Source organism: Paraburkholderia podalyriae, assembly GCF_014397785.1.
Classification (GTDB): domain Bacteria; phylum Pseudomonadota; class Gammaproteobacteria; order Burkholderiales; family Burkholderiaceae; genus Paraburkholderia; species Paraburkholderia podalyriae.
Map to the genome: position 1 here is coordinate 25,768 of NZ_VZQQ01000045.1, position 23,540 is coordinate 49,307.

Here is a 23,540-nt window from a genome sequence, read left to right on the forward strand (position 1 = left end):
AGTACTCAAAGCTGTTTCATCAGCACGAGCGATTTGCGCTGCCAGTTATAGAGTCGGCGGCGGTCTTCAGGCAAGTCGTCGACCGTAACCTTGACGAAGCCGCGCTTCAGGAACCAGTGTTCGGTGCGCGTGGTGAGCACGAAAATGCGCGTGAGGCCGCGCGCCCGCGCACGCTGTTCGATGCGCTTGAGCAGGCGCTCGCCGTCGCCGGTGCCTTGCGCTTCGGGCGCGACGGTCAGGCACGCCATTTCGCCGATGCGCTCCTGCGGATACGGATACAGCGCTGCGCAGCCGAACAGCACGCCGTCGTGCTCGATTACCGAGAAATGGTCGATATCGCGTTCGATCTGGTGACGGCCGCGCCGCACCAGCGTGCCGTCTGTTTCGAGCGGCTCGATCAGCGAGAGAATGCCGCCGACGTCGTCCGGCGTCGCTTCGCGCAGGCTTTCGAGATTCTCGTACGAGATCATCGTGCCGACGCCATCGTGCAGGAATAGTTCGAGCAGCAGGCTGCCGTCAAGCGCGTACGGGATGATGTGCGCGCGCGGCACGCCGCCGCGACAGGCGCGGATTGAATGCTTAAGGTAAAACGCGGCGTCGCCGGTGACTTCGCCGCTTTCGTGCAGCTTGTAGGCGTCGTCGAGCGACAGTTCGCGGATCAGCTCGGTGGCACTTTCGCCGGTTTCCATCAGGCCCGGCGTTTCGGTCAGGAACACGATCTTGTCGGCGCGCAGCGCGATCGCCGCGGCCGAGGCCACGTCCTCCATCGACAGATTGAACGCTTCGCCGGTGGGCGAGAAGCCGAGCGGCGACAGCAGCACGAGCTTGCGGCTCGCGAGCGAGTGGCGGATCGAATCCGCGTCGATCTTGCGCACGAGGCCCGTGTGCTGGAAGTCGACGCCGTCGAGAATGCCGACCGGGCGCGCCGTCACGAAGTTGCCCGACACGACGCTGATGTGCGCGTGCGCCATTGGTGTGTTCGGCAAACCCTGGCTGATCGCGGCCTCGATGTCGAGACGCACTTCGCCGGCCGCTTCCTTCGCGGACTCGAGCGCGCGCGCATCGGTGATGCGCATGCCGTGCGAAAACTCCGATTCGACGCCGTGCAGGCTCATCTGCTCCTCAACCTGTGGGCGCGAGCCATGCACCAGCACGATCTGGATGCCCATTGCTTGCAGCAGCGCGATGTCGGACACGAGCGCATTCAGTAGCCCCTGATGCACCACTTCGCCGCCGAAACCGACCACGAAGGTCTTGTTTCGGAACGCGTGGATATACGGAGCGACTGAACGCATCCAGTCGACGAATTGCGCGTGCTGGGCCAGTGTTTCCGGCGAGTCGGCGGGGGCCGGAACGCTCGCGGGCGCAGGGACGAGGTCGGTTTGGGAATTCATGCCGGGGATTATAATGCGCCCCCATGTCGAATGTACCCAAAAGTCCCGCTCGGGCGAACGAGAAACCGGCGCCCGCCGGCGAGCCGGCCAAGCCCGGCGATACGATGCGCCGCCCAGCGCAGGATGCGAGACCCGACAAGGCGCGCGACGCGCGTCGGGGGGCGGACGCATCTGCGCGAAACATGCCGCCGGAACGGGGCGGTGAAGGTCGCGAAGGTCGCGAAGAGCACGCGGGCGCGCGCGGCGCGCGGCGCGAACCGCGGCAGTCGCGGGTCGTCGAGCCGAATCCGATTCCGCCGATCACCTTCCCCGAAGCGCTTCCTGTCTCCGGTCGTCGCGACGAGATTGGGCGGGCGATCGCGGAGAATCAGGTCGTGATCGTGTCGGGTGAAACCGGCTCGGGCAAGACTACGCAGCTGCCGAAAATCTGCCTCGCGCTCGGCCGTGGTCTCGGTGCCGGCGGCAATGGTCTGATCGGCCATACGCAGCCGCGCCGGATCGCCGCGTCGGCGACCGGGCGCCGTATCGCCGAGGAGCTCGGCACGCCGTTCGGCGACGTGGTCGGCTACAAGGTGCGCTTTAACGATAACCTTGCGCCCGGCGCATCGGTCAAGCTGATGACCGACGGCATTCTGCTTGCCGAAACGCAGACCGATCCGCTGCTGAACGCATATGACACGCTGATCATCGACGAAGCGCACGAGCGCAGCCTGAACATCGATTTTCTGCTTGGCTACCTGAAGGAGATTCTTCGGAAGCGCCGCGACCTGAAGTTGATCGTGACCTCGGCGACGATCGACGCCGACCGTTTCGCGCGCCACTTCGGCAGCGACGACAAGCCCGCCCCGGTCATCGAAGTCAGCGGGCGGCTCTATCCGGTCGAGATGCGTTACCGTCCGGTCGTCGAGGACAGCCCGGCGGTCAAGGCGGCGCAAGGGACCTCGGGTGCAACGTCGTCTGGCCGCGAGCGCACGAAGACGCAGCGCGAGACCGATCGCGATCTGATGGAGGCAATCGTCGACGCCGTCGACGAACTGTGCCGCGAAGGCCCCGGCGACGTACTGGTGTTCCTGCCCGGCGAGCGAGAGATTCGCGACGCGGCCGAGGCGCTGCGCAAACATCATCCGCCCCATACGGAGATTCTGCCGCTGTTCGCGCGGCTCTCGGCCGCTGAGCAGGAGCGCGTGTTCCGTGCGTCGAACGCGCGCCGCATCGTGCTCGCGACCAACGTCGCCGAAACTTCGCTGACGGTCCCCGGCATCCGCTACGTGGTCGACACCGGTCTCGCGCGCGTGAAGCGCTACTCGTATCGCAATAAGGTCGAGCAGTTGCAGGTCGAGTCGATTTCTCAGGCCGCCGCGAACCAGCGCGCGGGGCGCTGCGGCCGGGTCGCTGATGGCATCTGCATTCGTCTGTACGAGGAGAGCGACTTCCAGGGCCGCGCGCGCTTCACCGATCCGGAAATTCTGCGTTCGTCGCTCGCCTCGGTGATTCTGCGCATGAAGTCGCTGCATCTGACGGCGATCGAAACGTTCCCGTTTATCGAGCCGCCGCCGGGCCGTGCGATTTCCGACGGCTATCAGTTGCTCAACGAGCTCGGCGCCGTCGACGACGACAATCAGTTGACGCCGCTCGGCCGCGAACTCGCGCGATTGCCGCTCGATCCGCGAGTCGGCCGCATGATTCTCGCCGCCCGTGACCAGCAGGCGCTGAAGGAAGTGCTGGTCATCGCGAGTGCGCTGTCCGTGCAGGACCCGCGCGATCGCCCGATCGAAGCGCAGGAGCAGGCCGACCAGGCACATCGCCGTTTCGCCGACGAGCGCTCCGAATTCCTGCAGTGGCTGAAGATCTGGAACTGGTTCGACGAAGCGATCGCGCACAAGAAATCGAACCGGCAACTGCGGGACGAGTGCCGCAAGAATTTCCTGTCGCAGCTGCGGCTGCGCGAGTGGCGCGACGTCCATTCGCAACTGCTGACCGTGGTGCGCGAGCACGGCTGGCGGCTGAACGAAGCGGAGGCGACGTTCGAGCAGATCCATCTTGCGCTGCTGACCGGTCTGCTCGGCAACCTCGGCCTGAAGGCCGACGACGAGCCGTACTACCTCGGCGCGCGCGGCATCAAGTTCTATTTGTGGCCCGGTTCGGCGCTCGTGAAAAAAGCGGGCAAGTGGGTGATGGCTGCCGAACTCGTCGAAACGAGCCGGCTGTACGCGCGCTGTATCGCTAAAATCGAGCCGGAGTGGGTCGAGAAGGTCGGCGCGCATCTGCTGAAGAAGTCGCTGTCCGAGCCACATTGGGAGAAGCGCGCGGCGCAGGTGTCCGCATTCGAGCGCGCGATGCTGTACGGCCTGCCGATCTATCACCGGCGGCGGGTGGCGTTTGGCAAGCAGGACCCGGCGCGGGCGCGCGAGCTGTTCATTCGCGGTGCGCTCGTCGAAGGCGAGTTCGACACGAAGCTTGCGTTCTTCGCGCATAACCGCAAGCTGCTCGCCGACATCGAGCAGCTCGAGCACAAGTCGCGCCGCCAGGACGTGCTGGTCGACGACGAATTGATCTACGCGTTCTACGATCAGGCGCTGCCGGACGGCATCCATACCGGCGCGTCGTTCGAGCGCTGGTATCGCGACAAGGTCAAAAGGAGCGGCCAGGCGGAAGACAAGCTGCGGCTGTTGTATTTGTCCCGCGACGATCTGATGCGGCACGAAGCGGCGGGTGTCACGACCGATCTGTTCCCGAAGCGGCTGATGATGGCGGGCATCGAGATGGCGCTGACCTATCACTTCGAGCCGGGCACCCCACGCGACGGCGTGACGCTCGCGATGCCGCTGTTTGCGCTGAACCAGGTCGACGCGCGCCGTTGTGAGTGGCTCGTGCCGGGGATGCTGAAGGAAAAGGCGCAGCTGCTGCTGAAGTCGCTGCCGCAGAAGCTGCGTCGGCATTGCGTGCCGCTCCCCGAGTACGCGGCGGGCTTCGCTGAACGGCACAACGCGCAGCGCTTTGGAGCAGGGGGCCTGCTCGAGGCGCTGATCGCCGACGTGCGTGAGCAGACCCAGGTCGCGATGAAGCAGTCCGACTTCAAGCTCGAGACGCTGCCCGCGCATCTGTTCATGAACTTCAAGGTCATCGACGAACATGGCCGGCAACTCGCGATGGGGCGCAATCTGTCGCAACTGCGCGCCGAGCTCGGCGCTCAGGCGCAGCAGCACTTCCAGAGGCTCGTCTCGGGCGCGGCGGGCGCCGCGTTGGCCGATGCGGGCGGCGGCGTCGCGACACCTGCGCGGTCCGCGGATCTGGCCCCGAGCGGCGCGTCGCGCGGCAAGGGCGCAGCGGCTCCACGGTCCGCGACGCCGGATGCCGCACCGGCCACCGCGCTGTACGAAAACCTGACCACGTGGAATTTCGGCAAGCTGCCCGAGTTGCTCGAAATTCGCCGCGGCGGTCAGACGCTGTTCGGATACCCAGCGCTGGTGGATCGCGGCACGCATTGCGACGTCGAGGTGTTCGATTCGCCGGAGGAAGCCGCACGGATTCATCGGGCGGGCTTGCGTCGGCTTTTCGCGCTGCAGTTGAAGGAGCCGATCAAGTATTTGGAGAAGAATCTGCCGGGCCTGCGCGAGATGGCAATGCAGTTCATGCCGCGCGGCACACAGGAAGAACTGCGCGATCAGCTGATCGACACCGCACTCGACCGGGCGTGTCTGCAGGATCCGCTGCCCGACGACGATGCGAGCTTCCATACCCGACGTGACGAAGGGCGTAGCCGCCTCACGTTGCTCGCGCAGGAAATCTCGCGGCTGGTCGGGCAGATCCTCGGCGAATACGCGAGCCTGACGAAGAAGCTGCTGCAGGCGAAGCCGTTCGCGGCCGCGTACGCCGATCTGCAGAGTCAGCTCGATGGGCTGATCGGCAAGCGTTTTGTCGTCGATACGCCGTATGCCCAGCTCGCACATTTCCCGCGTTATCTGAAGGGGATGGCGCTGCGTATCGACAAGCTGCGCGCTGACGCCATGCGCGACGCGCGGCAGTTCGCCGAATTCCAGCCGCTGCTGCAGCACTACCAGCGGGCGGTGTCGCAGCGCGGGGGCGTCGTGGATCCACGGCTCGCGGAATTCCGCTGGCTGCTCGAGGAGTTGCGCGTCTCGCTGTTTGCGCAGGAGCTGCGCACCCCGATGCCGGTTTCGGTGAAGCGCCTGCAAAAGGTGTGGGAGTCGATGCAGCGCTAAAGTCAGGCCGCTCAGGCCGCTCAGGCCGCTCAGGCCGCTCATTCGCGGACGCTGGACACTACGCGTGCACGGCGGGCGACGAGCGGCCGGCGCACCGATGCGCGCGGTGCACCGAGCGTTCGCTGCGCAACGTCGCGGCCGGTCGCTGTCCGACACGATCGCTTCAGCTGACTTCACCAATGCATCCCCGCGCCGATCGATGCGCCGAACTGCCCGCGCGAGTCGGTGCTGCCCTGGACCTTGTAGATCCATTTGCCGGTGTCCGACAACTGCGACACGCTGATCGCGAGCGCAGATTGGCCGCCGTACGTGCCGCCCGCCATCGCGACCATACCGTGTCCCGGCATGACCGCTTGCGGCAAGCCCGCCATCGCGAGCGCCGATGCCGTGCCCCCATAGCTATCCCGGCGGGCCGAGCGGATCTGGTCGTCGGTATAGTGGTTCACGTCGCTGATCGCGTCACTCACGCTTTGCTGAAGCTGATTGACGTTGACCGCGTCGGTGCCTCGCACGCCGGCCGCGACGTTGGCGATCTGCCGTTCCTGGCCTGCGGCGCCAACCGACACTGTGTTCGCGCGGTCCGCGACGGAACCCTGGCCTAAGGCCACCGAGTTGTCGGCGCTCGCGCTGGCTGCGGCGCCGAGCGCCGTGGCGTTGTTGCCGCTGGCGACGGCGTTCGCGCCGATGCCTGCCGCATTGGCGCCGCTCGCTTGTGCATTCGCTCCGACCGCAATGGCGTTGGCGCCGCCCGCCTGCGCGTTCGCACCCTCGGCGAGTGCGTTGGTGCCGCTCGCCAGCGCATTCGCTCCGGCCGCGATCGCGTGCACGCCGGTCGCCTGCGCGCTTTCACTCGCGCTATCGCCTGCCGCACTGAACAACGCGTCGGGCGAACCGATCGCCGCATTATTGATCGCGCCTTCGAGCGCCGCGTTCAGTTGACCGAGGTTGACCGCGTCGGACGCCACTGCGCCGTCCGCGACGTTGTGGATGACGGTACCCTCCGTTGGGTCGCCGTCGAGCGTAACGCTGTTCCGGTTGATGCTGCCGTCGGCGTTCTTGTCGTACATGACCGCGCCGTCGAGTTTCGCCGCGGTCGCGCTGCTCTGGTCGCTCACTACTTTCAGTTGCGCGACGTTGACCGCGTCGGTGTCGGCGGTTCCGGCTGCCACGTTGGTGATCTGACGCTCGTTGCCCGCTGAACCGACCGACACGGTCCCTGCGCGATCGGCGATCGAACCCTGACCGAGCGCGACGGAGTTTGCGGCTAGTGCGCTCGAGTTATAACCGAGCGAAAGCGCGTTGTCGGCGGCCGCACTGGCGCCGGAGCCGAGCGCGAGCGCGCCGACGCCATTCGCCGTGGCGTTGGCACCGAGCGCCGTCGCCCCGGTGCCGTAGGCCGACGCTGATGCGCCCAACGAAGTCGTGTTGGCCGTGCCGGCGACGGCGCCCGCGCCGATCGCGGTCGAGTCAGTCCCGTTCGCTTTGGCGCTGGTGCCGAAGGCGGATGCGTTGGTGCCCACGGCGCTGGCGTTGCTGCCCGCGGCGAGTGCGTGCGTGCCGTCTGCGAGCGCGTCGTTCGAGCCGTCGGCCGGGTCAGCAGCGTCGAAGTAATGCAGCGCGCTGCTTTGAGCAAGCGCATCGACCTTGCCGTCGACCGCGCTCAACTGGCTCACGTTTACCGCGTCGGTGAGCGCCGCGCCCGCGGCGACGTTGGTCAGGCGACGCTCGTTATTCGCCGAGCCGAGTGAGACTTCGCCTGACGCGCTGGCCGCTGCGATCGGCGTGGCGCCCGTTCCCGCCGGCGCAAACGCGCTTTGCGACAGGTCTGTCGTGGTGCTGGAAGCGGCGCCCAGCGCGACGCTATTGTCGGCGCTCGCATTCGCGTTGGTGCCGAGCGCGATCGCACCGGCGCCCACGGCCGTTGCGCCGAATCCGATTGCGCTCGCATAGGCGCCGCTCGCCTGCGCGGCTACGCCGAGTGCGATGGCGCCGACGCCGCTGACGAGAGCATTACTGCCAAGCGCGACGCTCGAGTCCGCCAGCGCCGACGCCCATGCTCCCGCGGCAAGCGAGTTGGTGCCGCCGGCCTGCGCGACATAGCCGAGCGCGGTTGATCCGATGCTGGAAGCCGTGGACTGAGAGCCGAACGCGGAGGCGGCCGAGCTAGCCGCTATTGAACCGGCTCCCGACGCGACCGAGTCGACGCCGAGCGCCGACGCGTTGAGGCCGATCGCAGTCGCGCGGTCCGCCTGCGCGTTCGCGTAGGGCCCTAAGGCGCTCGCACCTTCGCCTCGTGCGGAAGTGGAGGGCCCTATCGCGACGGCGCCGTCGCCCTGCGCCCTGGCGTTCGCTCCTACCGCGATCGCGTCGATCTTTTGCGCGGTCGCCTGCGAGCCCAGCGCCAGCGATGAGTTGCCGCTCGCGGTGGCCTGTGCGCCTATCGCGACCGCGACGTCGCCGGGCGCGCTGGCCGTGCCTACCTCGACGGAATCGACGCCGGCTCCGGTCGCTTCGGTGACGTAAAGTGCCGCCGCTATAGCCACGCCCGCGGTACCTCGAACCGCGCGGGCGATGCTTTTCTGGCGCGCGCAAGCGCGGTGTACTTGCAGGCAGGCCGTTCGGGGCGCCGCGATTTTGATTTGAGACGGTGCACGGCAAATTATCGAAATATTGTTTTTCATCAATTAATGATTCTCCGCAATATTGTGGTTGATGGTACGCAGCGCGTAATCCGACATTAACGAGATGTCATTGCCGGATGGTTTGAAAATTTGAAAATATAAAAACACCAGTCGTTGGGAAGACCTGCGTTATTTGGTCGAGCGCGCGCCGGCCCCGGCGTTGTACGCTCGGATTTCGCGTAAGAAGCGCGGGAGGGGCGGTGCGTAAGGAGAATTCTCCGATGTCCGCGTTCGATTCGGATATCAGCGAACTCCGAAATTCAATCGAGCTAAAAAATATATTAATACGGGTAACTTTTTATTGATAAGAAAAAAGGAATAATTCCTATTGTTTTCGCTAATGATTTGCGCGATTTTAACGTGTGACAGGTGCATGATTGATCCTGATGGGGAGAACACGTTGATTGCTCGCTCGATGATTGCTCACTCGAAACGCGCAGCGCGAACATGAAACTGGGTGCGCAAGACGAACTTTCCCGCATGCAGCCACACTTCATGCACCCGTCATTTTTCTGACGTCGCGCGGGGACTTACGTCAACCGCTCGGGCCGGCAAACGTTCTACAATAAGGATTGTTCTCGAAGCGAGTTTTCATGCGTAAATTTTTTCTTCCCGGCTTGACTGCCACGTTCGCCGCAACTGTGGCGCTGGTCGTCGCCGCAGGTTTTTTTTCTCCGGCGGCGCGCGCCAATAACGTGATCGTGCTCAACTCCGGCGAGGCCACGCTGAGCCTGATCGACGAGAACAGCCGCCAGGTCGTCGGCACCGTGCCAACGGGCAAGGAACCGCATCACCTGATGGCCACGCCGGACAATTCCTCGCTGATCGTCGCCAATTCGGTGTCGAACAACCTGATGTTCGTCGATCCGAAAACGGGGCAGACGCAACGTTGGGTCGAGAACATCGAAGATCCCTATCAAATCGGTTTTTCGCCGGATCGCAAGTGGCTCGTCACTACGGGCCTGCGGCTCGACCGCCTCGACATCTATCACTACGACGGCCAGAAAAACCAGATGACGCTGGCTGCGCGGCTGCCGCTCGCGGTCATGCCAAGCCACATGGCGTTCACGAACGACAGCAAGACGGTGTTCGTCACGCTACAGGTATCGGGCGAGCTCGCCGCCATCGACCTGCCCACGCAATCCGTCAAATGGAAGATGAAGGTCGGCAAGGTGCCAGCGGGTCTCTGGATGACACCGGGCGAAAAGTACCTGCTCGTCGGCATGACCGGCGAGGACTACGTCGCCGTGGTCGACTGGCGCAACCAGAAGGTCGTCAAGACGATTCACACGGGCAAGGGCGCGCACAACTTCCGCTCACTCGCGGACGGCAAGCACGTCGCGGTGTCGAACCGCGTAGCTAGCACGATCAGCATCATCGACGAAGACGCGCTGACCAACGTCGGCGACATCACCGGCCTGATGCCAGGACCGGACGACATGGAACTTTCCGCCGACAAACGCTATCTGTGGGTTACGTTCCGCTTCGCGAAGCACATTGGCATCATCGACCTCAACACGCGCAAACTGATCCAGACGATTGCGGTGGGCCGCTCGCCGCACGGCATCTATTTCTTCAACCGCGCGCCGGTCACCGCGCCGAACGGTGCTTGAGGGCCCCAAGGGCCCGAGGGCGCCCGAGAGTGCCTGAGGGGCAACAGGGTAGGGCTAGGGCGCCGCGGGTCATCATGGATGAAGTAACAGGCCAGCATCATGTTCCATCTGATTTTCTCCTCACTCGACAGCTTCGTTTCAGCCGTGCAGACATGGCTGTACGTCGACGTGGTGCAGCCGCTGCTGTTCCGTTTCAATCTGATGGACTACGACGAGGACACCTACGACAGCTTGTACTGGGTCATCGTCGGTGTGCTCGAGGTGCTCGCGATGTACGCGATCCTGCGTCCGCTCGAGGCGTTGCGCCCGGTCGAGCAATGGGAGAACCGCAAGGCCGTGCGCGTCGACGTGCTGTACACGTGGATCGCCAAGCTTGGCATTCTGAATCTGTTCTTTTTCTTCGCGCTGCAGCCGCTCTTCGACAACGTGCAAGGCTGGTTGCGGCTTCACGGCATCGCCAACCTGAATTTTGACAACCTGTGGCCCGGCGTGACCACGCAGCCGCTCGTCACGTTCGTCATGTATGTGCTCGTGCTCGACTTCGCAGGCTATTGGTATCACCGTTGGCAGCACCGTATCGGCGTATGGTGGGAACTGCATGCGGTACACCATAGTCAGCGGCAGATGTCGCTGTGGTCCGACGACCGTAATCACCTGCTCGACGATCTACTGCAGGCGTCGTTCTTCGCGGTGATCGCGCTCGCGATCGGTGTTCCGCCATCGCAGTTCGTCGTGCTGGTCGCGATCACGAACCTCGCCCAAAGCGTGCAGCACGCGAACATCCGCCTGTACTATGGCTGGCTCGGTGAGCGGCTGCTCGTCAGCCCGACGTTCCACCGCCGTCACCATGCGATCGGCTACGGTCATCAAGGACTCAAGTACGGCTGCAATTTCGGCGTGCTGTTCCCGTGGTGGGACATGCTGTTCCACAGCGTGTCGTGGAGCCGCGACATGGAGCCGACCGGTATCGGCGATCAGCTTGAAGGCCGCCGATATGGCGACGGCTTCTGGGCGCAGCACTGGTTCGCATTCGTGCGCATCGCGCGTCGTCTTGTGCCGAAGCGCCGCGCACCCGGCAACGACACCGCTGCCGTTTGAGTCCGTTTCGAGTCTCTTTCGAGTCCGTTCCGAGTCCGTTCCGGGTCCTTTCTGGATCATCCGAGCGCGCACTCTGCCGGGCCGTCCACTTCCGCTGGCGGCGCGTCCGCTGGTTTATGCTGTGCACGTTCGTGCGCGCTCCAGTGCCCCAGCATACGTGGCCGGCGCGCGGCGCTATTTCCCGTCCATCGTTTCGTTCGCAGGCATTGGCTCGCATGAATGATCTGTTGCGCTCGTTCGGGCGCGCGCTCGCAAGCGCGTTGCATCCGCGCATGCTCTGGCTGACCTTCAAACCGTTTATCGTCGCGACGGTCGGCTGGGGCGTACTCCTGTGGTTCTTCTGGCAGACGCTGACCGGCGCGACCCGTACGTGGCTCGACGACTGGTCTTTCACCGCCACGCTTTATCATCTGTTCGACGTGCTCGGTTTTTCGGCGCTGCACGCGGTCATCGCGCCGTTCATCGTGATCGCGATGGCGATTCCGCTGATCGTCGTCACGGTGCTGCTGCTGATCGCCATGCTGTCGATGCCGGCCGTGATCCGCTTTCTCGCGGCGCGCCAGTTCGCCGGGCTGGAGATGCGCCGCGGCGGAACGTGGTACGGTAGCCTCGGTCAGGCGCTATGGACCACGCTGATGTGTGTCGTGCTGCTGATCGTCACGTTGCCGCTGTGGCTCGTGCCGCCGTTCTTCGCGCTGATTCCGCCGCTGCTGTGGGGCTGGCTCACGTATCGCGTGATGACCTACGACGCGCTCGCGTTGCACGCGACGCGCGACGAGCGGCGCGAACTGCTGCGGCGCCACCGGTTGCCGCTGCTGCTGATCGGTATCGTGAGCGGGCTGCTTGGTTCGGTGCCGACGCTGCTGTGGGCGTCGTCGGTATGGCTGATTGTGCTGTTCCCGGTGATCACGACGGTGACGATCTGGATTTACGCGTTCATCCTCGTGTTCTCGGCGCTATGGTTCGGCAACTACTGCCTGCGCGCGTTGCAGCGCATGCGGGCGCAAGCGCCTGGCGGCGCGCGCGAGGTCGCGCCGGTTTCCTATTGATCAAACGAAAGAGGCGGCAATGGCATTTGGCGTCATCATCATCGGCGATGAAATCCTGTCGGGCAGACGCGTCGACAAGCATCTGCCGAAGGTCATCGAGTTGCTCGGCGCGCGTGGCTTGTCGCTCGGCTGGGCGGAGTACATCGGTGACGATCCGGAACGCATCACGGCGACGCTGCGGCGCACGTTTGCGTCGGGCGACATCGTTTTCTCGACGGGCGGCATCGGCGCAACGCCGGACGACCACACGCGCCAGTGCGCGGCGGCCGCGCTTGGCGTGCCGCTCCAGTTGCATCCGGAGGCCGCGAAGCTGATCCAGCAGCGCATCCGCGACATGCATCCGGCGAACGCGCCGGCGCCGCTCGACCTGAACTCGCCGGAAAACCGGCATCGCCTGAATATGGGCACGTACCCGCAGGGCGCCGACATCATTCCGAACGGCTACAACAAGATTCCGGGCTTTTCGATTCGCCAGCACCATTTCGTGCCGGGCTTTCCGGTGATGGCCTGGCCGATGATCGAGTGGGTCCTCGACACGCAGTACGCGCATCTGCATCACACGACGCCGCACGCGGAGAAGTCGCTGCTCGTGTTCGAGTTGCCGGAGTCACGCGTGACGCCGCTGATGGAGAAAATCGAGCGCGATTTTCCGGGCGTGCGGGTGTTCAGCCTGCCGAGCGTCGGGGATGCGGAGCGCGGCGGCGTGTATGCGCGGCATCACATCGATCTCGGCGTGAAGGGTGAGCCGGAAGCGGTCGCCGCAGCGTTCGTGAAGCTGCGCGAGGGAGTGCATCTGCTCGGCGGCGATATCGTCGAGCTGGAAGCCGCGGCAGCGGCCACGGGTAAGCCGCGCAACTAACCGCCGCTTCTTCTGAATCTCGATGGACGCCAACTGATCGGCGGCATTCAGGTCATTTTCCGCTTTTCGCTAAACCAGCTTCATTATGCATAACCGGGTGCTTTTCCAGACCCGGTCTATTCCATTACTTCAATTAATCCAATAATTGGATAGTGGTGCGACTCAGAGCAATGCAAATGCCAATTCCAACGGGTCGGTCGCCAATGCAACGAACGATAACGCGCAAACTTCCGCGGCCAACAACGCAAGCCTGCGCCTGACTCAATACGTCAATCCATTAATCGGCACGCTGGCGAGCGACTCGCCCAATCCGGTTCACGCAGGTCAAGCCGACAGCGTCGTGCCAGCGGCGGGTCTGCCGAACGGCATGGTGCAATGGGCGCCCGATACGAACACCACGCCGGCTCCTTCCAACAGCGCGGAGCCCGGTTCGCCGGCCGGTTACTACTACGACATCGGCTCGATCCAGAGCGTCAGTCTCGCGCATATGAGCGGCGCGGGTTGCTCCGGCAACGACGGAGAATTCCCTGTTATGCCGACGCACGATGCCGCGGGGCCGCTCGCGCAAGCGTTCAGCTACGCGAACGAGATGGCGGCAGCCGGCGCTTATTCCGTGTTGCTCGACAACCCGATCAAGGTCGAGTTGACGGCGACGCTGCGCACCGGCTTCGGCCGCTTCACGTATCCGGCTCAGGGGTCGTCGACGCTGGTGCTCGATACGACCTACACGAACACGCAAACGGGCGTGACTGGTTCGGTCACGCTGTCGTTCGACACCGGACGCTCAATGGCGGCGGTGCGGCGCCGGCGGACCCGATCGCGTTGACGACGACGTATCGCAATGCCGGCGGCGGCAGCAACGACGGCGTCAAGACCTATCTGTTCGCGCAGACCGTGCCGCTGACGCCGGGCAACCTTGTGGCGAGCGTCACGCTGCCGAAACAGGTCAGCGCGGGCAAGTTGCACGTGTTCGGAATGTCGGCCGCGCCCTGAACCGATGGGGCGCCGGGCACGCGGCGCCCGACGACGCAAGCGGCCCGCGCCTGGAGGCCAGGCTGGCGCGAGCCGCGACATCGCCGTGTCACAACCCGCGCCGAGGATGCAATCAATGCGTGCTCGGCGCGCGCCGTTTCAATCAGCCTGCTTCAGCCCCGCTCCCGCGGGCTTGCGCATCTGGGGGCCGGGCTCGGAACCGCCATCAGGCGCCGATCCACGGCAAGCCACGAAAACACCATCCTGACACCGTCTTCCGATGCCCCTGGCCGTCCTTGTCGCCTTCGAAGCCTTCCAGCAGGTCGTACGCCTTCGTGAAGCCGGCCTGGGTCGCGGCGATCGCGGCGAGCTTCGAGCGCGCGGCGCTGCGGCACAAGAACAGCACCGGCGTGTCGGGCGAGGCCACCTGCGCGAGTTGCTGCATGAACTCCTGATTGGGCACCGCGCCCGGATAGCGCGTCCATTCGACATGCGCGTATTGGCCATCACCGATCACCGGCCGGCCGACCCAGTCGAGCTCGGCACGGGTTCGCACGTCGACGAGACGCGTGCGCGGATCGAGTTCCAGCAGTTCGAACGCCTCGGCCGGCGATACCGCGCCCGCGTAGGGCAGTTGGTTCTCGGTGCGGCGGGCGTCCGCCTTCGCGTAAAGCTGTTCGAGCGTGCTCATGAGGTCAATCTCCTTCGGACCAAATGATCATTCTAGCGCGCGGCAGGCACCGTGCAGACCTGTGTAGACTGGACGGCGCCGGGGATGTCGATGGGCGCCGTCCAAACTTCGGTGCGCAAATATGGTGCATTTTGTTCGACATGCACCAGAATGGAAACCGTCGCGATTTCCAAATCGGTGAATGCACGAAACTGGTGCGTCAGACGGCTTGCGCATTTTTTCGCGAGTCTCCCGCGCTCCACGCGCGGCCCGCAATCGTAAGCGCAGCAACGGGTGTGCGTGGATTGGCAGATTCGATAGTAGGTGGCACACTATCTGCTTTATTGGTGCCGATCGATTTGTCCCGGCAGAATGTTCCGCCCTGCGACGCCGTTTGAGTGGACGTGCCGGGACGGGTCAGCTAGATTGGGCGGCGGCTGAACCCGCCGAATTCGTTAATCAGGAGATAGGTTATGAGTAAATCCGTGGCCGACGTCATTCAACTCGTCAAAGACGAAGACGTCAAGTTTGTCGACTTCCGTTTCACCGACACGCGCGGCAAGGAGCAACACGTTTCGGTGCCGGTGTCGGCATTCGATGAAGACAAGTTCGAAAGCGGCCATGCGTTTGACGGTTCGTCGATTGCCGGCTGGAAGGGCATCGAAGCATCGGACATGTTGCTGGTCCCGGACGCGAACACGGCGTTCATCGACCCGTTCTACGAAGAATCGACCCTCGTGCTGACCTGCGACGTCGTCGAACCGGCTGACGGCAAGGGCTACGAACGCGACCCGCGCTCGCTCGCGAAGCGCGCCGAAGCGTACCTGAAGAACTCGGGCCTCGGCGACACCGCGTACTTCGGTCCGGAACCGGAATTCTTCATTTTCGATTCGGTCCAGTGGAGCACGGACCAGTCGGGCTGCTTCATCAAGATCGGTTCGGAAGAAGCACCGTGGTCGTCGGCGAAGGAATTCGAAGGCGGCAACACCGGCCACCGTCCGGGCACCAAGGGCGGCTACTTCCCGGTCGCGCCGGTCGACTCGTTCCAGGACATCCGCTCGGAAATGTGTCTGCTGCTCGAACAGATCGGCATTCCGGTCGAAGTGCACCACCACGAAGTGGCGGGTCAGGGCCAGAACGAAATCGGCACCAAGTTCTCGACGCTCGTGCAGCGCGCCGACTGGCTGCAGCAGATGAAGTACGTCATCCACAACGTCGCGCACACGTACGGCAAGACGGCGACGTTCATGCCGAAGCCGGTCGTCGGCGATAACGGTTCGGGCATGCACGTTCACCAGTCGATCTGGAAGGACGGCCAGAACCTGTTCGCGGGCAACGGCTACGCAGGTCTGTCGGAATTCGCGCTGTTCTACATCGGCGGCATCATCAAGCACGCTCGCGCGCTGAATGCGATCACGAACCCGGGTACGAACTCGTACAAGCGTCTCGTGCCGCACTTCGAAGCACCGGTCAAGCTCGCTTACTCGGCTCGCAACCGTTCGGCATCGATCCGTATTCCGCACGTGTCGAGCCCGAAGGGCCGCCGTATCGAAACGCGTTTCCCGGATCCGCTGGCGAATCCGTACCTGTGCTTCTCCGCGCTGATGATGGCGGGTCTGGACGGCGTGCAGAACAAGATTCACCCGGGCGAAGCCGCCGACAAGAACCTGTACGACCTGCCGCCGGAAGAGGATGCAAAGATCCCGACCGTGTGCGCGGGACTCGACCAGGCTCTCGACTCGCTCGACGCGGACCGCGAGTTCCTGACGCGCGGCGGCGTGTTCACGGATGCGATGCTCGACGCGTACATCGAACTGAAGACGACGGAACTACAGCGTTATCGTCAGTCGGTGCACCCGATCGAATTCGAAATGTACTACTCGCTGTAAGCGGCCATGGCGCTTCGCCCTTCACCCGGCGAAGCGCTTTGCCCGACGCTCGCGATCGGTCACGAAGGGACGGCGGCGCCGTCCCTTTTTTGTTAGGCCGCACGTACGGCCGGTCGCGCGCGGGCAATATGCCATTCGGCCAGGCATAAAAAAGCAGCACGCCTGATTTACCACCATTTCCTACCGGCCAGACTGCAAGATGGTTCTGAAGAATCTGATCAAGGCAAGGAAAGGACACGAACAGACGCTGTCGGACGACATGCAACTCGTGAGTTCCGGCTTGCTGCCCGGCTTCGAGGCGCTGCCGACCGTCGTGCTGGTGCTCGACAAGCGCACGCTACGCGTCGCATTCGCGAATCCGTCGGCGGAGTCGATGCTCGCGATGTCGCGCAGGCAACTCACGCAGATGGCGTGGCCAGACATCTTTTCGAACGCGGACGAACTGGTCGCGACGATCACCGCGATTGCCGCGCACCGTTTTCATGCGACGCATCTGGACGCCGTGCTCGAGCGCCCGGGCCACGAGCCGCTGCACGCGCATGCGATCGTTGGCTTTCTGGAAAGCGCGCAGGACTACGTGTTGCTCGAACTGTTCGAGAACGAGCGGCATCTGCGCACCGACCGCGAAGAGCGCATCAACGACCTGACGGCGGTCAACAAGCATCTGATCCGCAATCTCGCGCACGAAATCAAGAATCCGCTCGGCGGCATTCGCGGCGCCGCCCAGCTGCTCGAGTTCGAACTCGGCGAGCGTGAGCGCGACGAGTTGCGCGAGTACACCCAGGTCATCATCAAGGAATCGGACCGGCTGCAGACGCTGGTCGACCGCCTGCTCGAACCGCACCGGCATCCGCACATCGTCGGCGACGTGAATATTCACGAGGTGTGCGAGCGCGTGCGTCAGCTGATTCTCGCGGAGTTTCCGCGCGGCCTGACGATCGAGCGCGACTACGACGTCAGCGTGCCGGATCTGCGCGGCGACAAGGAGCAGCTCATCCAGGCGCTGCTGAACATCGTGCGCAATGCCGCCGAGGCGTTGCGCGAGCGGATTTCGCGGGGCGATGCGCGCATCGAACTGCGCACGCGCATCGCGCGCAAGGTCACCATTTCGAAACGCCTGTGCAAGCTGGCACTGGACTTGCATATCATCGACAACGGCCCAGGCATTCCCGATGAGATTCGCGACCGCATTTTCTATCCGCTCGTGTCGGGGCGCGAGGACGGCAGCGGTCTCGGTCTCACGCTAGCGCAGACCTTCGTGCAGCAGCACGATGGTCTGATCGAGGTGGACAGCCGGCCGGGCCATACCGAGTTTCAGATTCTGCTGCCGCTCGACTGATCGACTGATCGACTGATAGAGACCACAAGCACCTCAAGACTTCTGACCGAACTATATGAAGCCGATCTGGATAGTAGACGACGACCAATCAATTCGCTGGGTGCTCGAGAAAGCGCTGGCGCGCGAGAACCTCGCGACGCGCAGCTTCGCGAACGTGCGCGAAGCGTCGGCCGCGCTCGATCACGACAGCCCGCAGGTGCTGGTTTCCGATATCCGCATGCCCGGCGGTTCCGGGCTGGAGCTGCTGCAAACCGTACGTGACAAGGTGCCGGGCTTGCCGGTCATCATCATGACCGCGTTCTCCGATCTCGATAGCGCGGTCGCGGCATTCCAGGGCGGCGCGTTCGAGTATCTCGCGAAGCCGTTCGACGTCGACAAGGCCGTCGAGCTGATTCGCCGCGCGGTCGACGAAAGTATGCGGGGCGAGCAGACGTGGGATGAGCGCGTCGCCGAAGCGCCCGAGATGCTCGGTCAGGCGCCCGCGATGCAGGACATGTTTCGCGCGATCGGCCGCCTGTCGCATTCGGCGGCGACCGTGCTCATTACCGGCGAATCAGGCACCGGGAAGGAACTGGTCGCGCGTGCGTTGCACCGACATAGCCCACGCGCGAACGGTCCCTTCATCGCGTTGAACACGGCCGCGATTCCGAAAGATCTACTCGAGTCCGAACTGTTCGGTCACGAGCGCGGCGCGTTCACTGGCGCGCAGGCGTTGCGCCAGGGACGCTTCGAGCAGGCCGAGAACGGCACGCTCTTTCTCGACGAAATCGGCGACATGCCGTTCGATCTGCAGACGCGCCTGTTGCGCGTGCTGTCGGACGGCCAGTTCTATCGCGTGGGCGGCCACAATCCGTTGCGCGCGAATGTGCGGGTGATCGCGGCGACGCACCAGAATCTCGAATCGCGCGTGCGGCAGGGGCTATTTCGCGAGGACTTGTATCACCGTCTGAACGTGATCCGTCTGCGCTTGCCCGCGTTGCGCGAGCGCAGCGAGGACATTGCGCTGCTCACACGGCATTTCCTGCAGAAAAGCGCGCGCGATCTCGGCGTCGAATCAAAGCGCGTGTCCGACGAGGCACTCGCCTATCTCGCGTCGCTGCCGTTTCCGGGCAACGTGCGGCAGCTCGAGAACCTCGCGAACTGGCTCACCGTGATGGCGCCCGCGCAGACGATCGAGATCAAGGATCTGCCGCCCGATCTCGGTCCCGCGCAGGTCGGCGCGAGCGAGCTCGGTGCCGGTGCCGCTACCGGCGCGACGGCGGACGCCACTGCGACGAACAACGTTGGATTCGCGGGCAGCGCGCCGCTCGCTGGCGTGAGCGGCGGTACGGTCATGCATCCTGGGGCTGCGGCCGGTGTATCGGTCGCGACCGCGCTGAGCGCGTGGGAAGGCGGCTTGCGCACCGAGGTCGCGCGGATGCTGCGCGAGAACGCGGCCGACGTGATGGACGAGCTTGCGCGCCGCTTCGAAGCGGCCGTGATCCGCGAGGCGCTCGACTTCACCCGCGGCCGCAAAGTCGAGGCGGCCGAGCGCCTCGGCATCGGGCGCAATACGATTACGCGCAAGATTCAGGAACTCAATATCGAGCCTTGATGCGCTCGGGTCGAACGATGCTGGATGGCAGGCGAGGGCGGCTCAGGCCGCCTTCGTCGCTTTTGCACCGAGCCCCCGCACCGAGCCCCCGCACCAAACCGGCAATCGGCGCGCACAAGGCATAATCAACGCTGTTCCGATCCGACAGCCAACGATGCCTGCTTCTTCCGCTTCTCCCGCCACGTTCGAGTGGCCGCTTTCCCCCGATCCCTTCCTGTCGCTCGAAGCACTGGACGACGCTGACGCACTCGCGTGGGTCGACGCGCAGAATGCGCGCACACGCGCCGCGTGGTGCAGCGGCGCGTCGTTCGACACGCTCAGACGCCGGCTCGCCGATGCCTATCTGCCGCGCGAGCGTCCCGTGATTCCGGATCGCTGGAAAGACTGGGCCTACGATCTGTGGCAGGACGAGCGCAATCCACGCGGCATCTGGCGACGCACCGCGTGGGCCGCATGGCGCAGCGGCGTGCCGGTGTGGCAGAACCTGCTCGACTTCGACGCGCTCGGCGCGGCCGAAGGCACGCCGTGGGTGTGCGCCGATCTCGACATCCTTTATCCGGACGGCGACCGCGCGCTGATCACGATGTCGCCGGGCGGCTCCGACGCGCTCGTCGCGCGCGAGTTCGATCTCGACGCGCGGCGTTTCGTCGACGATGGCTTCGTGATTGCGAAGGCGGGCAAGCACACGGTGTCGTGGATCGATCGCGATACGCTGTACGTCGGCTGGGACAATGGGCGCAAGACGCTGACGCGTTCCGGCTATCCGCGCGACGTGCGGCGCTGGACGCGCGGCACCGCGCTCGCCGATGCGCCCGTCGTGTTCCGTGGCGAGTTTGGCGACATCGGCGTGGAAGCGCATTACGATCCGGTCGATCGCCGGCATACGGTGACGAGCAGTGTCGACTTTTTCGATTCCCACACGTATTACCTCGACGACGCTAGCGATGCCTGGCATCGTTACGAAGTGCCGCCGCACGTCGCGGTGGGGGCGTGGCAGGGTTGGCTGTTGCTCGAGCCGCGGCTCGACTGGGAATGCGAGTGGCACGGCAATCTCGCGCGCTATCCGGGCGGTGCGCTGCTCGCGATTCGCGAGGATGCGTTTTTGCGCGGTGAGCGCGACGTGACGCCGCTCTTCACGCCGACACCGCTGACCTCGGCCTGCGAGTGGTCGCATACACGCCATCATCTGATCGTGTCGTATCTCGACGACGTGCGCGGCAAGACCCTGATCTGGACGCCGTCGCAGCGCGAGGACAGCACATGGCGGTGGCGCGAGCGGGTGTTCGCGTCGCGCGACGATGCGCAGGTCGACGTGTCGCCGGTCGAGGCGACGCTGAACGACGAAGTGTTCGTCGACACCGACGATTATCTGCAACCGCCCGCCTATTGGCTCTCCGATCTCGCGCCTGAGGGGTCCGCCGAATGGGAGTTGCTCGACCGTTGGCCGACGCAGTTCGACGCGAGTCGCGTTGTCGTGACCCGTGGGCATGCGGTATCGGCCGATGGCACGCGCGTACCGTACACGGTGATCGGGCCCGGCGAAGCGTCGTCATCGCCGGGCGCTGAAAAACCGACGCGTCAATGTCTGCTGAGCGGCTACGGCGGCTTCGCGATTCCGCTGCTGCCGAGCTATCTAACGGGGCAGGGCATCGGCTGGCTCGAACGCGGCGGCGTGTATGTAGTCGCGCATATTCGCGGCGGCGGCGAGTTCGGCACGCGCTGGCACACGGCGGCGCAGGGCGAGCATCGCCAGCGCGCGTTCGATGATTTCATCGCGGTCGCCGAAGCGCTGATCGCGACCGGCGTGACGAGCGCCGCGCAGCTCGGCATTCAGGGCGGCAGCAACGGCGGTCTGCTGGTGGCCGCCTGCATGGTGCAGCGGCCGGAGCTATTCGGCGCGGTCGTGTGCGAGGTGCCGTTGCTCGATATGAGCCGCTATCACCTGTTGCATGCGGGCGCGTCGTGGATCGACGAATACGGCGACCCGGGCGAACCCGATGAAGCGCGCGCGCTTGCCGCCTATTCGCCCTATCACAACCTCGCGGCGGGCGTCGCGTATCCGCCGGTGCTATTCACGACGTCGACCGCCGACGATCGCGTGCATCCCGGCCACGCGCGCAAAATGGCCGCGCGCATGCAGGCGCTGGGCGCGCAACAGGTGTGGTATCGGGAGAACACCGAAGGCGGACACGGCGGCTCCGATGAGCTGGAGCAGGCCGAGCATGATGCGATGGTATTCGGCTTCCTGTGGGATGTGCTGGGCGGCGCTTGAAGCGATCCGCGGGCGAGGCAGCGCTGCCTCGCTGCGGGGTGGATCAACCGAGCTGCGCGAACACCGGCGCGTGATCGGAAGGCTGATCCCACTTGCGCGGCACCTTGTCGATGTCGCACGCCGAGCAGATGTCGGCCAATGCCTTCGACAGCAGGATGTGATCGATGCGCAGCCCCGCGTTGCGACGAAACGCCATCATCCGGTAGTCCCACCACGAATAGATTTTTTCCTGCTGCTCGAACTGGCGGAACGCGTCGAGCAGGCCGAGGCCGATCAGCCGCACGAACGCCGCGCGTTCCTCGGGCGACACGAGATTCTGACCTTCCCACGCCTTCGGATCGTGCACGTCGCGATCGTCGGGCGCGATGTTGTAGTCGCCGAGCAACGCGAACTTCGGATGCAGCGTCATCTCGGTGGCGAGCCAGTCGTGCAGCGCGTCGAGCCAGCGCAGCTTGTAGGCGAACTTGTCGGTGCCGGGCGCCTGGCCGTTCGGGAAATATGCGCAGACGATGCGCACGCCGTCGATGGTCGCCGCGATCACGCGCTGCTGCGGATCCTCGAAACCGGGGATGTTGCGCACGATGCTGCTTTCGTCGACGTTCAACCCTTCGCGCACCAGAATGCCGACACCGTTATAGGTTTTCTGACCCGCGTACCAGCTGCGATAGCCGACCGCCTCGAGCTCGGCGCGCGGAAATTTTTCGTCGGGGAGCTTGAGTTCCTGCAGGCACAGCACGTCCGTGCCGCTGCTCGCGAGCCAGTCGATCACGTGTTGCTGGCGGACCTTGAGGGAGTTGACGTTCCAGGTGGCGATTTTCATAAATGGCGTAATGTATTGATTTCAAACGAATATTGTATTTTATTCAGATAACAATATACGTATTGATATACGATCTGGGGTGTGGTGATTCATTTACTCAAGCCCTATGCCACGCCAGCCTGCCGGCGCAGACTAGCCACGTAATACCAAGGTGGTAGTGTAACGGGCTGGGCGCCTCGGTCGTCCGTTTGAAATTCAGGACGCCTGCTCCTGCCTGCTGCTGCGGCGCAGCCCGACTTGACTCCCACATCTCGAGCATGAATGGCCGCTTGGGCCGCCGAATACGGACGTTCGCAATTCGGTCCAGCAGCAACTGTCGGCGCTGTCCAACGTCGGTCCCGATGGGCACTTTGGCCTGCACCATCCACAATAGCCGCTGTACTACGCAGAGGATGGCCTGTGGGCGTCAACTTCGACCTGAATGATTTGCAGGCGTTTCGAGCCGTCGTATAGTTGGGCGGCTTCCGGAAGGCCGTCGAGGCGGTCAACATCTTGTGGCCGGCGCTGAGCCGCCCTTTCGACAAGCTCGAGCAGGCAATCCGCCTGCGGCATTTCGAGCGAACGTTGTCTTCGGAACGATCGATGTCCGCTGGTTATCAATGGACGCGGGGGAAAGCCCGCAACGGCCCTAAAGCACAGCAGCCACGTAGTTGCCTTGCCCCGCGCCGGTAAGACTCGCGCTCAGGCCACGAAGCGGCACTGGGACGCGGGCGTGCGCGTGTCCATGTTGCGTCCGCGGTTGAGATGATCGTCGATTTCCGCCGCGCAGCCGAGCATGCGCGGATAAAGGAAGATCGTGAACGCGGCAGTCTCCAGATCGGACTCGCTGAATTCACCGCGTCGCAGCGGCTGCCACAGCATCTTCAGCAGCAATGCAGCGATCACCGCATCGACATTGACGCAATAGACGTTGCGCGAGACGCCTGCCTCGAACAACGCTTGCACCAGCTCGCGATAGAACGCATGGAACACGTTGTATTCCCCACGCTTTTCGCACAGGTCCGCAATGAACACCTCGCGCGGGTCGTGGTTGACCGGTCTGTCCTTGAACACCGGATGATTCACGC

At 64.3% G+C, this 23,540-nt stretch carries 15 protein-coding genes and 2 pseudogenes; 12 read left to right on the forward strand and 5 right to left on the reverse strand.

The features are described from left to right. Positions 1 to 5: 5 nt before the first annotated feature. Positions 6 to 1,394 (reverse strand): amino-acid N-acetyltransferase, encoded by a 1,389-nt coding sequence (argA, locus tag F6X42_RS31945; RefSeq protein WP_187638010.1) that lies wholly within the window; start codon positions 1,392 to 1,394, stop codon positions 6 to 8. Positions 1,395 to 1,417: 23 nt separating this feature from the next. Here argA and hrpA point away from each other — a divergent pair, with 23 nt between their 5' ends. Further along, entirely contained in the window at positions 1,418 to 5,617 is a 4,200-nt protein-coding gene (gene hrpA, locus F6X42_RS31950; RefSeq protein ID WP_187638011.1) for an ATP-dependent RNA helicase HrpA, read from the forward strand. 173 nt (positions 5,618 to 5,790) lie between these two features. Here the strand turns inward: hrpA and F6X42_RS31955 are convergent, their stop codons facing one another. Next, positions 5,791 to 8,298 (reverse strand): YadA family autotransporter adhesin, encoded by a 2,508-nt coding sequence (locus F6X42_RS31955; protein WP_187638012.1) that lies wholly within the window; start codon positions 8,296 to 8,298, stop codon positions 5,791 to 5,793. Between the two features lie 593 nt (positions 8,299 to 8,891). Here F6X42_RS31955 and F6X42_RS31960 point away from each other — a divergent pair. The 6 genes and pseudogenes from F6X42_RS31960 to F6X42_RS31985 all read left to right on the forward strand — a co-directional run bounded on the left by F6X42_RS31960 (position 8,892) and on the right by F6X42_RS31985 (position 13,910). Further along, entirely contained in the window at positions 8,892 to 9,911 is a 1,020-nt protein-coding gene (locus tag F6X42_RS31960; RefSeq protein ID WP_187638013.1) for a YVTN family beta-propeller repeat protein, read from the forward strand. 99 nt (positions 9,912 to 10,010) lie between these two features. Beyond that, a complete protein-coding gene (locus F6X42_RS31965) occupies positions 10,011 to 11,009 on the forward strand; it encodes a sterol desaturase family protein (protein WP_187638014.1) in 999 nt (332 codons plus the stop codon). A gap of 215 nt (positions 11,010 to 11,224) precedes the next feature. Further along, a complete protein-coding gene (locus F6X42_RS31970; protein WP_187638015.1) occupies positions 11,225 to 12,058 on the forward strand; it encodes an EI24 domain-containing protein in 834 nt (277 codons plus the stop codon). Positions 12,059 to 12,077: 19 nt separating this feature from the next. Beyond that, positions 12,078 to 12,917, forward strand: coding sequence for a competence/damage-inducible protein A (locus F6X42_RS31975; RefSeq protein ID WP_187638016.1), 840 nt, complete (start codon positions 12,078 to 12,080; stop codon positions 12,915 to 12,917). Between the two features lie 145 nt (positions 12,918 to 13,062). Then, positions 13,063 to 13,680 (forward strand): annotated as a pseudogene (locus tag F6X42_RS31980) (GH92 family glycosyl hydrolase); the annotation flags it as partial. A 59-nt stretch (positions 13,681 to 13,739) separates the two neighbouring features. Then, positions 13,740 to 13,910 (forward strand): hypothetical protein, encoded by a 171-nt coding sequence (locus F6X42_RS31985; RefSeq protein ID WP_187638018.1) that lies wholly within the window; start codon positions 13,740 to 13,742, stop codon positions 13,908 to 13,910. A 205-nt stretch (positions 13,911 to 14,115) separates the two neighbouring features. On the opposite strand, the gene F6X42_RS31990 is transcribed toward F6X42_RS31985, so the two are convergent. Continuing rightward, on the reverse strand, positions 14,116 to 14,580 hold the full coding sequence (locus tag F6X42_RS31990) for a rhodanese-like domain-containing protein (RefSeq protein WP_187638019.1): 465 nt from the start codon (positions 14,578 to 14,580) through the stop codon (positions 14,116 to 14,118). Positions 14,581 to 15,032: 452 nt separating this feature from the next. On the opposite strand from F6X42_RS31990, the gene glnA reads away from it, so the two are divergent. From glnA to F6X42_RS32010, 4 genes are all read left to right on the forward strand, one after another. Further along, positions 15,033 to 16,448: a type I glutamate--ammonia ligase gene (gene glnA, locus F6X42_RS31995; RefSeq protein ID WP_187638020.1), complete on the forward strand. Its 1,416-nt coding sequence runs from the start codon at positions 15,033 to 15,035 to the stop codon at positions 16,446 to 16,448. Positions 16,449 to 16,647: 199 nt separating this feature from the next. Continuing rightward, positions 16,648 to 17,787, forward strand: coding sequence for a nitrogen regulation protein NR(II) (glnL, locus tag F6X42_RS32000; protein WP_187638021.1), 1,140 nt, complete (start codon positions 16,648 to 16,650; stop codon positions 17,785 to 17,787). A gap of 55 nt (positions 17,788 to 17,842) precedes the next feature. Further along, positions 17,843 to 19,381, forward strand: a complete 1,539-nt coding sequence (ntrC, locus tag F6X42_RS32005; RefSeq protein WP_187638022.1) for a nitrogen regulation protein NR(I) — start codon at positions 17,843 to 17,845, stop codon at positions 19,379 to 19,381. Positions 19,382 to 19,535: 154 nt separating this feature from the next. Further along, positions 19,536 to 21,653 (forward strand): prolyl oligopeptidase family serine peptidase, encoded by a 2,118-nt coding sequence (locus F6X42_RS32010; RefSeq protein ID WP_187638023.1) that lies wholly within the window; start codon positions 19,536 to 19,538, stop codon positions 21,651 to 21,653. Positions 21,654 to 21,696: 43 nt separating this feature from the next. Here the strand turns inward: F6X42_RS32010 and xth are convergent, their stop codons facing one another. Then, positions 21,697 to 22,473 (reverse strand): exodeoxyribonuclease III, encoded by a 777-nt coding sequence (gene xth / locus F6X42_RS32015; RefSeq protein WP_187638024.1) that lies wholly within the window; start codon positions 22,471 to 22,473, stop codon positions 21,697 to 21,699. Between the two features lie 453 nt (positions 22,474 to 22,926). Between xth and F6X42_RS44395 the strand changes: the two are divergent. Then, positions 22,927 to 23,067 (forward strand): annotated as a pseudogene (locus tag F6X42_RS44395) (LysR family transcriptional regulator); the annotation flags it as partial. 87 nt (positions 23,068 to 23,154) lie between these two features. On the opposite strand, the gene F6X42_RS32020 reads toward F6X42_RS44395, so the two are convergent. Further along, positions 23,155 to 23,540 (reverse strand): citrate synthase family protein (locus tag F6X42_RS32020; protein ID WP_512699646.1); only part of this gene is annotated, 386 nt, incomplete at its 5' end.